The organism is Desulfotignum balticum DSM 7044, from assembly GCF_000421285.1.
Classification (GTDB): domain Bacteria; phylum Desulfobacterota; class Desulfobacteria; order Desulfobacterales; family Desulfobacteraceae; genus Desulfotignum; species Desulfotignum balticum.
In genome coordinates this window covers 680,068-693,255 of the sequence record NZ_ATWO01000001.1, presented here as the reverse complement: position 1 = coordinate 693,255, position 13,188 = coordinate 680,068, and the positions used below count along the sequence as shown (strand labels likewise).

Here is a 13,188-nt window from a genome sequence, read left to right as displayed (position 1 = left end):
CCTACTCCGCGTAGAGAATCACATCATTGTTTTTTTCCGCAATTTCCATCACCCGGCTGATGATCTGGGCACGTTTCAACAGAAGATTGGGCAGTCCGGCATAGGCCGGCTGTAACAGTATTTTCTGAATGTCCGCCTTGAGCTTATTGCGGGCGGGAATGCTTTCCCAGAAACCGACCAGTTTCAGTTCTCTTTCAACGGCCAGGAAAACCTGCTGGGTGAGGTCGACCAGAATGGAAACCTGTTCCTCTTCACTGAAACCATATGGTGCCTGTTTCTCGGCGACACTACCCGATCCCAACGGATCATTTTTAATGGCACCGAAAATTTCCCGCTTGAAACTCCGGAAAAACGGCATCTGCTTCTTGCGGTGGAGCCCATAGGTCGGTTCCTTTCCGGCGTTTCTGATCCGCTCCCGCAGTTTTTCCAGTTCTTCATATATTTTTTTCCAGTTGTCGCGAAAATCCTGGAATATCCGGGCCATTGCCTCGGCAAACGAGGCCTGCAAATCCGGATCATCATCCAGTTCGACATCCAGATGGTGCCGGATGGCGTGCTCCACTTCAGCGGCTTTTGTCTTGTTCCGGCTGCGTTTTCCGACATTCTTTTCAAAATCCTCATCCAGAATGGAAATGGGCTCGATGGTGGGATTGATGCTTTTGGACATCAGATACCGGTCGGTAATGGCCCGCAGCTTGGGTGGAATGCCTTTCATGCTCAATCGTTCATCCCGGAAATGCCTGGCTGCCAGGACATTGATTTCCGAAAGCGCATGGTAGTCACCCATGAAATCCAGGGCCTGCCGGGCCGGGAAAACCAGGTTCATGCATCTGGTGAATTTTTTAAACGCCTGCATGTAGTCAAACCGCACATCCTCATCATAAAACAGATCGAAAAACGCATCGTGGTCTGTGAGGTCCTTCAGGCCGTGGGTTTTCAGAAGCTCCATGATTTCGGCATGAATGCCCTGAAGATCCCGCAACTCTTCTTCCGGAAAGCTCAGGGTGTCGATAATCTCTTTTTGTTCACGCTCATCATAGGCATCAATGGCTCTTTTCAGATGATGCCCCACCCCCACATAATCCACCACAAAGCCCTTGTCCTTGGTGTCACCGCCCACACGGTTCACCCGGGCAATGGCCTGCAGGAGGTTGTGACCGGTAATGACCTTGTCCAGATACATGACCTGCTCCACCGGGGCATCAAATCCGATGATAAGCATTTTGTTGACGATGAGGACGGCCATATCTCCGGTAACGCTGTCCTCTTTGCCGCCGAAACTCAGTTTGAAACTCTTGATGCTGCGCGCATGCTGCGATTTGTCGGCATACGCTTTCAGATTGGGCAGATCATTGTGACCGCCGGAAATCACCACATCTGTCTGCAGTTTCTCCAGCTGCGCAAGATCCAGTTCCCGGGGGTTGGCTTTTTTCAACTCAGCCACCCCAGCGGTCAACGCGGCATCGATATGTTTTTTGTACCGGACCGCTGCCTCGCGTGAACTGGCCACCACCTGGGCTTTGTAGCCATTGGGAAACACATGGGTCAGATAATGGTCCACCATATCCTTTGCCTTGGCCGCGATAGTCGGTTCTGCTTCAAGATACGCATCCCTGGACCCGTACCCAAGAATTTCCAGGCGTTCCTGCAGGTTGTAATCGCTGAACACATCTGCAAACGCCTGGTCCATCCCGGCCTGATCCGCAACTTCCGCATTGTGGGTGCGCCCTTCATAGACAATCTCCAGGGTGACACCGTCATCAATGGCCTGGCGCATGGTATATTTGTCGATGTAGTCGCCGAATACCCGTTCGGTCTTGTCAATGGGGGTGCCGGTATAGCCGATTTTGGCGGCATTGGGGATGCCTTTGTCCAGGTTCGCACCCAGCATCTTATACTGGGAGCGGTGGGCCTCATCGGTCATGACCAGGATCCGGTGGCTGTCGTTGAGCTGCGGAAAAGTTTCGGTCAGGTCTGCCTCCCGGAATTTGTGGATCATGGCCATCACCAGGTCCGAGGTATCCGCACGCATCAGTTCCTTGAGCTGCTTGATGTTGTCCGCCACCTTGACTGTAAAGCCGATACTTTGGCTGGTGTCATTGAGCTGGTCCTCCAGCTGGGTCCGGTCCGTCACAAACACCACCTTCCAGTTGGCCAGGGCTGCATGCCGGTACATCTCTCTCACCATGAACATCATGGTAAGGGACTTGCCCGACCCCTGGGTGTGCCAGATGATGCCGCTGCGCTCCCGGGGAGTCTTACCTGCAAGCAGCCGCCTGACCGCCAGCTTCACCGCCCGGAACTGCTGATACCGGCCCACGATCTTGACAGTCCGGCCTTTGTCGTTGGTGGTAAAAAGGGTAAAGGTACGAATCAGGTCCAGCAGGTTGCCCCTGTCCATCATGCCTGCCACCAGGCGCTGCTGGTCACTGGGGCTGCCGGACCCGTGATCGAGATCGTTCAGGGTGCGGGGGTAAGGATCGGACCAGCGATAAAAATGCTTTTCACTGTGGGTGGTGATGGTGCCGAATTTGGCCTGCTGGCGGCAGGTGGCAATGACAAATTGATTGAAATAAAACAGGGGTGCGCTGCCTTCTTTCTTCGCCCCCCGCTGCTCACTGTACCGCAGTATTTGGTCGATGGCCTCCGGGACCGCATCTTTGACCTTGGGTGATTTGCATTCGATCAATACCACCGGCAGACCGTTCACAAAGAGTACGATGTCCGGTATGATGTGATGTTCGGTGCCCATGATGCGCACCTTGAACTGACAGACCGCAATAAACCGGTTGTTTGCAAGCGGATCACTGTCAAAATCGATAAACCGCACTGTCGGGCTCTGCTCGCCGGTCTCCCGGTTTTCGCTGACACTGGTGTTCTCCAGCAGCAGGTGCAGGACATACTGATTGTTCTCGATCAACCCGGTGCCGGGAAAGCCGGCGATCAACTGTCTGGTGACCTCTTCTACCTGGCCATGGGCCAGCCACGGATTGATCTTCTTGATCTGCTCCTGCAGCACCCCGGACATGACAACCTCGGTGAAATTGTCACGAAAGGTATGGCCCGGGGTCTGTTTTTTTTCGGTCAAGTCTATGATTTCCCAGCCAAGGACGGAAAGCTGATCCAGGAGCGGCTTTTCCACATGGTTGCGCTCATCGAGTTTGTATTTTTCGGATGGTTTCATTTCAAAACCTCCCAATGTCCACCTTTGTCGGGTCCGACGCGTCTCAGTCTTTCGGCTTTTTTCAATTTCTGAATGTTTTTTTCCACAGCCCGCGTTGAAATCTGCAATTTTTCAGCCAGTTCATAAATCGTCAAATATGGGTCCTCTTCCAACAATTCAACAATTTTCTCCGAACTTTTCTCCGAACTTTTCTCCGAACTTTTCTCCGAACTTTTCTCCGAACCTATCCCCGAACCTGTTTCTTTATTCTCAAAGACGTCTTCACCTTTGACAGTTGCCAGATACTTTCGGGAAAATTGAAATTCCACCCAGAGATCATACCCGTCCACATGGATATTGGGAGGCGGGGAATTTGCTTTGCGGCAGGCAGAAAATATTTTTTCAATCCCCCGGCCCCAGGATTCGATCTCCCCGGAACGGAAAAACGCATTGGCCACATCCGGATTATAGGGATGGGAGGCATGGGCACCCAGCAGTTTTTCAAGGTCCCAGCCGTCAGGCAGCACCGCAGGGTTCCAGATCCGCAGTTTATGCTCGTACACCCGAATCTGTATGGGCGCGGGCACGGCATAATCCCGGTGTACCAGCGCATTCACCACCGCCTCGCGCAAGGCCTCGTAAGGCACGGGAAATTGCTCGATCCGCTGAATTCCCTGGTAGCTGATGGCGGCTTTCATGTATTTGGTCCGCAGTAGATCAACAACGACATGGGCCTGGGAAAAAAGAGACCCATGGATCTCATCATGATAGGCCAGGTCTGATTCAGAAACAAAATAGCCAATTTTCACAAAAGCCCCGGTGATGAACCGATCCGGATCTTCATGAAACAAAAGTACTGCCGCACGTTTCAGGTATTTCCCTTCCACCAGTTTCAACTTTTCCAGCAACCCTGAATCTGATGCCGACAGATCCGCAGCACTCAGGCGGCCGCTGGCAGCTGCCAGTTCACGGAATCGCTTCAGGCTGGTCAGGGACAAATCCGAGGGTTTGACCCCGGGCAGCGGCACGGAATCCCAGGTGCGGCCCTGCCGCTGCAGCAGAAACCGGTCTAAGGCCGCGCCTTTCAGCTCCTGGAGCGTACTGCCGCTGCGGGTATAGTACCGCCCCCGAAAACTGATGGGATTGGTGTAGGCAGGCACATGAATCTCCAGCAGCTCCACCCCGGCTTCCTCAACCAGATTGACATCAACCATAATTCCCAGCAGGTCACGGATTTTATTGGGCAGATCTTCCAGCAGCTTTGAGCCGTTTGAAACGCCAACAGATTCCCCCCGGTCGTTTCTGCCGATCACCAGCACACCGCCCTGGCCGTTGGCAAACCCGCTGATCCAGCGCAGGTACTCGTCCCGCCAGGATTTCTTCCATTCGATGGTCTGGTTTTCCCGGGTCATAAGCCGGCCTCCATAAATTCTTTCTGCATTCTTTCTGCATTCTTTCTGCAAAAAAACTTGCAGAAAGAAACTGATATCTTTGTATCCCTTTGTCAATCAGGGGATTCTGTCATTCTTGGTTGTTCATTTTACGTTGAAGATCCTAATTTATTCTGCTTTTCTTTCTGCAATCCGCCATTCCGGTTTTGTTCTTGATCCGGCATTCCAGATTTTCCCATTTCTTCTGAGTTTGGTTAACAGCGCCCCGATTTTATTCGTTTTCTGTTCGTCATCAAGTGCATTACTGAGTTTGTCAAAAAGCAGGATGTTGATATCTTTACGGGAAGCTTTTTTAAATTTTTCCAGGTAATCCAAAACCAGCTTTGCATAAAAAGTATCATCCTGAGACCGTGTTTTGATATAATCAGCCTTGGAATCTGTGGCTTTGGCTATTTTATCAGAGATATGAAGATTGGGCTTCCGCCCTTCAATCAAGCCCTTTTTACGCAATCTTTTTACAACGTCATACGGCAAGGATCTTTTTTTTTGTATGTGATCGAGTGCGATGATATCGGGCAATGTCAGGTCAGCTCTTTCCATCAGTGCTTTACTGTAAGCCGGATCTACAACCTTTCCATGCAGTGTCATTTTCACACTGTTCCCATTCTGAAGGTCAAAATCAGGAAGTGGAAAATACCGTTTTGCCTGTCTTGTATGAATCTCATGAATGCCATATCCCATGGTGTCGATCATATTCAGCTCGGTCATTGCCTGTGCCAGAAAAGCGTTTCGATACCTTCTCGGAGTTTTTTCCCCTGAAATATAATCAGCGGGCTTTCCTTCATAAAAAGAGCCTTCATTTTCAAAAACAAGCATATCCAGATATTCGGTGACAATGATGCGCCCGTTTTTAGTATAATCCTGATGTGCAATGCAGTTGTGCAGGGCTTCAAGGACAATTTTCTGTTCGTATTTTGAAACTTCAACGGGAAAGAGTTGATTATCCGGCAGTATTCTGATCTGAACATTCCTTATTTTCTGATACAGCGCCGTTGAATTCAATAAAAAAGGCAACCCGAAATGTTCGTATGCCCGTTCAGCACCTTCCAGTTTCCAGGTCATTTGGGCAGGATGGGGTGACAAAAGAAAGGCAGATTCAGGTTTTCCCAGAAGAAGGAGCGCTGCCCGGGTAATCTTCCCCTCGATGGTCAATCTTGATCTGTCCAGAAATGCAATATCAGACCAGCTTTGAATCTCATCCAGGGAAAATCGATTGGAATATTTTCTGGCGTAAGATTCCCGTGCTTTTCCAATCGCAACCGGGTCAAGATGATCGATCCTGGCATCCGTTACAATTTTAATACTCCAATCCGTTTCCTGAGACTGTGCCCTTATTTGATCCAGCTTATCCAATCCAAGAGATGTGAGACTTTCCCCGGAACGGGCATAGTAATGTCCTTTCCAGGCAATGGGAAGACCTTGTGGTGCGGATGGTATTTCAAACAGGACAACTCTGCCGTCAGCATGATGCAGGACATGAATATTCCGCATGGTCACACTGGGTTCAGTGTTTTCCGCCATCTGCATTTTCAGGCTTTGAAGTCGTTCCTTATCATCTCTATAGTCAGATCCGACGACCTTTCTCGTCTTGTTGTCCACCCCAAATACCAGCCAGGCTCCCTCAATATCCCGCAGATTTGCCTCATTGCACATGGCAGAAAAATAACGGCCGATTCTGTCTGTATCATAGTCATTGCCGGCATGTTTAAATTCAACGACTTCATTTTCCCATTCCGTAATCAAACGGTCTAACAACCGCTGCAAATCATTATTGTTCATGCTGACCTTCCACTATATCTCATCTTTTTCTGCAAATGAATAATATCCTCTGGTATTGAATATGATATGGTCTAAAAAACTCAATCCCAATATTTTTGCCGCCTCATTCAACTGCTTTGTAATTTGAATATCTTCAGCACTTGGCCTTAACTGTAGATTGTCACTTTCGCATCCCAACAAAATGTCACAATCTTTTGCCAAAATCAGGCCTTTTTTCAGAAAATTTGAGAATGGACCTTATACATTTTTTAGTGGGATTTGTGAGGTGCAGAAGCGCGCTAAAAAACAGATGGTAACATGCTGATTTGTAGAGGAAAAATGTTCTCACGCTTTTTTACCAAATCCCACTTTACAATTTCATCATTTTTTTTAGGCCATGTATATTGAGAATCCCCCCCTCTTATCCCCCCCGAAAGGGGGGAGGAGGATAAAGGCATGCAGCGGTTCCTGCTGTTTGGTTTCAACCTGCTCAAATTCATCAATTAATCTTATCATTTTCCCATACCTTGCTTTTTTTCACTTAGGCACTCCAAATTGGGATTTTTGACCGGATTTTTGGGATATTAATGTAACACTTTACACTTAACTCTCCCTGGGGATGATTATGGGCGACAATCACTGCGGATGCCCTTTCGGAAATGACATCTGCAAAAACCTCCCTGGGATGGACATGGGTTTTGTTTACAAGACCGATAGTGACAACACGGATGCCCATCACCTCATTGGCACCGTTGATGGAAACACACAGGAAATGTTCCTGGTTCCTGTCTGCATAGTGCTGTATCAGCGGCAATACATCCGCCGGAAATTGTATCTTCATGCCCGCCGGCTTGATCCTTCTTCGTACAAATTCAAATGCCGCGGCAATGGATGACGCTTTTGCCGTTCCGATACCATCCACTTTGATGATATCATGGGCTGTAAAAGACAGTCCTTTTGTGTCGATAATTTTAACGATCTTTTTCGACAAGGAAAGCACATCGTCTTTTTGAGTGCCCTTCCCAAGAATCACCGCCAGCAGTTCCTGATCGGAAAGAAACGAAGCCCCCTGCTTCAGCAGTTTTTCCCGGGGACGTTCAAATTGAGGGATGTCTTTTATTTTCTTCATTTGTCTATCTCATTTTCACACCGGATGTAGATTTTGAACGATTCTTCTTTGGTGCCCTCCGTTTTTGCCGGACAGCCCCTTTCAATTCCGCTTCCATCTTTGTTTTTTCTTCCAGAATTCGTTCCAGCAGTTTTTCTGCTGGTTCATCATTGGGATCCTGGGGCACCAGTTCTCCCCGGAAGGCTTTGGCAAGAACCGATTGGGACAGCTTGTCCACCCGGTCCCTGGCTTTTTGGTAATGGATTTCTACTTTGTCTGACAGGGCAAAGAGTTTGTCGACTTGCCTGACGATTTCTTTTTGTTCTTGGAAAGGAGGAAGAATAAAATCAATTTCACGAACTCTTTGACAATTTAAAGCTTTTGGCCCGGAACCGCTCCCAAAATTTCGATTTCTTTCATAATTCATTAAAAACCAGTTAAACAGATACTCTGGCAAAACACAGCCATGATCAATTAAGATTGCTGCGACATTTTGATTACATGTACTTTCAATATCCAGTATAGCAGTCTGGCCTCTTGTCTTGCCCTCACCAATCATTGCAACGAGAACTGTACCTTTGGGGAAAAGTTTAACTGATGCATTGTTAAAACCATCTTGAGATATCTGTTCACGGGTCGATTTTATTCTGGTATTTGAAACCTCACCAGAACTCACCCAATTGATCTTTCCATTCCAATATGCCGGCACTTTACGTGATGGCGTACTTCCATTATAAACATTTCCAATAGAATTAATTTCACAATATTTCCAAGTATCAGGGAGCGGGTAAGGTGCCTCTTTGTTTTGAAGTCTTTCGAGTCCTTCTTTGAGATTTTTAGTTATTGCATTTAAATCCCTGTTATTTTTTGCATTTTCAATTCTGAAAGCTTTAATCCTCTCCAACAATACTTCAGCACTCTCAACCTCTGAATGATCTCCTCGCCATTTTTCAGTCAATTTTCCTGTTACGGCTGCAGTAAGCACTGACTGGCGAAAACGTTTCAGGATAGTAGGTATTTTTTCCAACCGCTCTTTCACCGCCGCAATGCGGGGTATGACAGCATCAAGCTTGGCGACAATGCGTTTTTGTTCGTTAAGGGGGGCTATGGGAAAAAGCAGTTTCCAAAAGACATCCGGATTAACATGCGGGGTACCGGTTCCTTTCGGCTTTGAATTAATATAACTGTAATATCGGTTGATAAAGCTATAAAGATATTTTGAATTGCAAACAACTGGTTTCAAGACCATTAATGTCGAACCCGCAGCACCAGTTATCCCCATACCAGTAAGGCCAAACCGGGCACCGTCCCATACAACCAGAATATCGTTTTCATCGATTAACCTAGATGATCTAATGTCAGCGTATTCATCAATAACTCCTTTTTCAAATGCTTTAATGTTAATGTATGGAACAAAGCCTTCTCTATTTTTTTCTGATAAAATTTTAGGTTTTTTTCCTTTTCCATACATTACAGCTTTTGACAGCTCCACAGAAACCCAATTTGAGGGAAGCGTTCCAGTCATTCCAGCTCCTCCGCTTCAATCACATCCAGTATCAACTGCAGTTCATCCACACAGGCGCTCAGCTCGGTAATGGCCTCTGCCACCAGCAACTGCGGCTCCGGCAACGAGTTTGGATCTTCTTGGTTCCCGTTTTTCAGCCATGAGATGTCTAAATTGAAATGTCTCTCCTTGATATGTGAAAATGAAAACTGCCTGAAACGGCCGTCTTCACCCTGATCTTTTCGTTCTGCCCGGCCGTTGGGGTCGTTTCCATAACAGGTTTCAAAATCGGTGAACATGTCCGGTGTCAGGGGCCGGTCTTTTTTGGTGACACCGGGAATATTGGTGCGGCAGTCATAGATCCAGGTGTTTTCGGTCTTTATCCCTTTCTGAAAAAATATCACATTCGCTTTCACCCCCTGGCTGTAGGGCGTAAACGTACCGTTGGGCAGGCGCAGCAGCGTATGCACATTGCAGTCTTCCATGAGGTACTGGATGACATCTCCGGCAGCATCGGCAAACAGCACATTATCCGGCAGCACCATTGCGGCCCGGCCGCCGGGTTTGAGAATGGTCATCACATGCTGGATGAAATTGAGCTGTTTGTTGCTGGTACTGACGGTAAAATCATCCCGCACCGGGGCCTGGTTGGCGCCTTTGGTACCAAACGGCGGATTGGTGAGAATACAGTCATACCGCTCTCCCCGGTCCGGTTCATAGATGCTGTCTCCCATATAAATGGTCGGTTCAAGGCCGTGAAGGAACAGATTCATCAGGGCGAGCCGCCTGGGACGGGGAACCAGCTCTTGGCCGTAAAAAGTTTGTTTTTTAATGCGGAGCACATCTTTGCGCTCCAGCGCGCCTTTGGTAATATGCATGAGCCATTCATACGCCACCATCAAAAATCCGGCTGTTCCGCAGGCAGGGTCGCAGATGGTGAACTCTTTGCTGCTGCGTGGGTCCGGCTGCATCACATTGACAACAGACTGGATAAGGACCCGGGGTGTAAAGTACTGGCCTGCTCCCTTTTTTCCTTCTGCAGCGGATTTTTCAAGCAGCCCTTCGAATGCGGCCCCTTTGACATCCACCTCCATTGAAGACCAGTCCTCTTCATCGATCATGTTGATAATTTTTTTCAGATTTACCGGATTGGTAAAGCGCGGCATGGCCTGGGCGAAAATATCTCCCAGAAGATCGGACTGGCGGCTCAGCGCCCGCAGAATATGAGCAAAGGCATCCAGAAGTTCGGTACCCGATTTTTCAACAAAGGGGTTCCATGAACAGTCAAACGTTACCATCCTTTTATTTTCTTCATATGTAATACTGGATAAATCGATTCCCTTTTCCTGGGACATTTTCAGGAAAAGCAGATAGGTCAATTGTTCGATATAATCCCCATAATCGATTCCGTCATGGCGCAGGGTATGGCAGAAACCCCATAGCTTACCGACAACATCAGACATATGTTACAACCTTTTCTATCAATATTAAGCGGCAATCGCCTGGTTTATTTCATGTATCAGATTGTCAAACTGATCGCCGAAAACCTGACGGGCCTTTGACAAACCGCCATGCCGTTCAAACACCGGCATGATTTCAAAATCTTCCCGGGAAATTGCCAAATTTTTAATCAAATGGTCTTTTATATAGGAGAGCCAGTTGGCCTGCTCTGCATTGAAAGAACGATTTCTCAGCAGATTATCAACAACCTGGCTTACCCGTTCCCGGGCCGTCATTATAGGCACATCATAATTGGCTGCATGCTTGACCATGGAAATGATGTCGGCCAGTGGTTTTTTATACACCAGCTCATGGCCGCGCTGCAGGTCACTTTCCGGAAAATCGCTCTTTTTAAGTTTATCACGCAGATCATCAAGCGCATCCGTGTTCCAGCCGGCCGGCTTGGAAAGCAGAATTTCAATGGCCTCGATATGGACGGGGTTCTGCCGGACAAAATCTTCAAACAGCTTCAGATAGTCTTCCGGTTTCTGGTAATTCTTGCCGACCCGGAACATAACCTCATGTTCAACGGTGTCAACAATATCATAGCCTTTAAAGAACACTTTTTGGGGACGTGGATAATTCTGAAGCAAATCCTGAAAATCTTTATTCCTGAGCAGTTTCATTGTTTCCGTAAAATCATTTTGGATATTTTCTTTCAGCCGGTCAGCAAAATTTTTCATGTCACCATCCGGGATATATTTTGAAAATGCGTCCCGGGCTTTGGCCCCCATGTTTTTTTCTATACGGCGCAGGCGTTTGATCAGCCGGTTGGTGTTATACTCACGGTCCTGGTTGTCATATATCCGCTCGATGATCTCGGATAAAGGCATTGTTTCTTTCTGCAGATCGACATTAAAATCTGTGGCATTTCTAAAATACGATAAAAGCCCCCCGTCAAAACAATCAAAAATGGTAAATTTCTCCTTGTTGATCTCGGGACACAACCGGGTGCCCCGCCCCAACATCTGTACCCAGAGGATGCGGGATTTCACCATCCGCATGAATACCACCATTTCGATCGCAGGGATATCTACCCCGGTGGTCAGCATATCAACTGTCACGACGATTTTGGGTTCCGGCCGGTTTCTGAATTGGCGTATTTTCTGCAAAGGCCTGTCAACTGTGGGGCTTCCGGTAATTTTCATGACAAAATCATCCCCTCTGCCATAAATTTGCTTGCAGGTACGCACCACTTGATCTGCATGAGAAACATGGGGCAGGTCATTGACCGCAAAAATGAGCATTTTCGGAAACCGCCTGTATTCTGTCTCATGCTGGTCCGTGTAATTTTTAATTGCTGTAATGATTTTGTTAATACTGTCGGGGGATGTAATTTTCTGCTCAATTTCAGAAGCACTGAATTCCCGCTCATCTTCCAGTTCATCCAGCTGTTCTGCTCCTGTTTCCATATCAATCTCACCGACCAGTTCTCCTTCTTTGAGAAACGCGCCGTTGATATGAATATCGGATTTGATCTTTACCGCATCATAATCAACAAGATAACCATCAAGTACTGCCTGTTCGGTACTATAGGAAAATACTTTGTTTTTGAACATTGCCAAAGTATGTGTGGCCGGGGTTGCTGTAAGCCCGATTTTTACCGCATCAAAATAATCCAGAACATATTTCCATCGTCCTGTCTCTTTTGCCGAATAGCCACGGTGGCACTCATCAGCAACAATGACATCAAAGGTGTGAATCGGAATATCCAGTTTTTTCGCATCCACATCATATTCAAAGTCGTTTACTGCCTCTTTGCCAAGCAGGTTGATCGACATGCGCTGGATGGTAGATACATAGATAAAAGTGTGTTTTTCCTGGGGATTGGTCAGGTATTCTTCAGGCAGCACTTTCGGATCAAAATTTCCTTCTCCTTCCAGATCATCACGCCTGAACTTCTGGCTGTACACCTCATAATCTTTATCAAGTTTTAAACCCTCCGGTGTTTCAAATGCGGAAATTTCCGAAACAGTTTGCGCAGCCAATGCACGCCTGTCCACCAGGAAAAGGATTCTTTTGGCATACCCGGATTTAAGCAGCCTGTATATGGAAGAGACAATGGTAAAAGTTTTTCCGGTTCCCGTTGCCATTGCAAGGAGCATTGTTTTCTTGCTGCTGCAAATACTTTTTTCTATGGCTTCAACAGCACCTGTCTGATAGCGGCGTAATCGGATAATTTCGCTTACTTTTCTCTTTTCAAACCATCTTTCAGCCTTTTCAGTGTCTCGGTTGTATTTATCAAGAAGCGCCTGGGGTGAATGAAAATCAAAAAGCTGGTGTGAGCAGTTTAGTTTTTTACGCACGTCTATATGAAATATCAGTTCACCATTGGTGGAATAAAGAAAAGGCACCTTGTATTCACGCCATTCACCAACAGTATTAGGGACGCTTTTCGCATATCTTTTTGCCTGCTCCAGAACATTACCCGCACCAACTGAAATTTTTTTGGCCTCGATAATTCCAAGAAGTTTACCCTCGACAATAAGGGCATAATCAGCTGGTCCTGTTTCTGTTGGATACTCCTCAACAGCATGACTTGACAAAGAAGTGTAGTCATCCACTTCGACATTATGGATTACAGTCCAGTTAAGTAGTAATGATTTCAGTTTTTCATCTATTCTTTTTTTCCTAGTCCATGCTTCTGATTCAGTCATTTTCAATCTCTCATTTTATTGAAAATCCATAGAGGATATTCTTGCAA

The 13,188-nt window shown here is 47.1% G+C and carries 8 protein-coding genes; all 8 read right to left on the bottom strand.

Annotated elements, in window-relative coordinates; all coding sequences use genetic code 11:
* Nucleotide 1: 1 nt before the first annotated feature.
* The 8 genes from K365_RS0103670 to K365_RS0103635 all read right to left on the bottom strand — a co-directional run bounded on the left by K365_RS0103670 (nucleotide 2) and on the right by K365_RS0103635 (nucleotide 13,141).
* On the bottom strand, nucleotides 2–3,184 hold the full coding sequence (locus K365_RS0103670; protein ID WP_024333567.1) for a type I restriction endonuclease subunit R: 3,183 nt from the start codon (nucleotides 3,182–3,184) through the stop codon (nucleotides 2–4).
* Nucleotides 3,181–4,575, bottom strand: coding sequence for an ATP-binding protein (locus tag K365_RS0103665; RefSeq protein WP_024333566.1), 1,395 nt, complete (start codon nucleotides 4,573–4,575; stop codon nucleotides 3,181–3,183). The genes K365_RS0103670 and K365_RS0103665 overlap by 4 nt, the downstream gene beginning before the upstream one ends.
* A 147-nt stretch (nucleotides 4,576–4,722) precedes the next feature.
* Nucleotides 4,723–6,393, bottom strand: coding sequence for an RNA-binding domain-containing protein (locus tag K365_RS0103660; RefSeq protein WP_024333565.1), 1,671 nt, complete (start codon nucleotides 6,391–6,393; stop codon nucleotides 4,723–4,725).
* 12 nt (nucleotides 6,394–6,405) lie between these two features.
* The gene (locus K365_RS29040) at nucleotides 6,406–6,570 is read right to left on the bottom strand and encodes a JAB domain-containing protein (protein WP_281167807.1); all 165 of its coding nucleotides are present in this window, start codon (nucleotides 6,568–6,570) and stop codon (nucleotides 6,406–6,408) included.
* 343 nt (nucleotides 6,571–6,913) lie between these two features.
* Nucleotides 6,914–7,501 (bottom strand): JAB domain-containing protein, encoded by a 588-nt coding sequence (locus K365_RS0103650; RefSeq protein WP_024333564.1) that lies wholly within the window; start codon nucleotides 7,499–7,501, stop codon nucleotides 6,914–6,916.
* A gap of 4 nt (nucleotides 7,502–7,505) precedes the next feature.
* A complete protein-coding gene (locus K365_RS0103645; RefSeq protein ID WP_024333563.1) occupies nucleotides 7,506–9,005 on the bottom strand; it encodes a restriction endonuclease subunit S in 1,500 nt (499 codons plus the stop codon).
* Complete coding sequence (locus tag K365_RS0103640) at nucleotides 9,002–10,447, bottom strand: class I SAM-dependent DNA methyltransferase (RefSeq protein WP_024333562.1); 1,446 nt, start codon at nucleotides 10,445–10,447, stop codon at nucleotides 9,002–9,004. The genes K365_RS0103645 and K365_RS0103640 overlap by 4 nt, the downstream gene beginning before the upstream one ends.
* A 24-nt stretch (nucleotides 10,448–10,471) precedes the next feature.
* On the bottom strand, nucleotides 10,472–13,141 hold the full coding sequence (locus K365_RS0103635; protein WP_024333561.1) for a type I restriction endonuclease subunit R: 2,670 nt from the start codon (nucleotides 13,139–13,141) through the stop codon (nucleotides 10,472–10,474).
* Nucleotides 13,142–13,188: the final 47 nt, after the last annotated feature.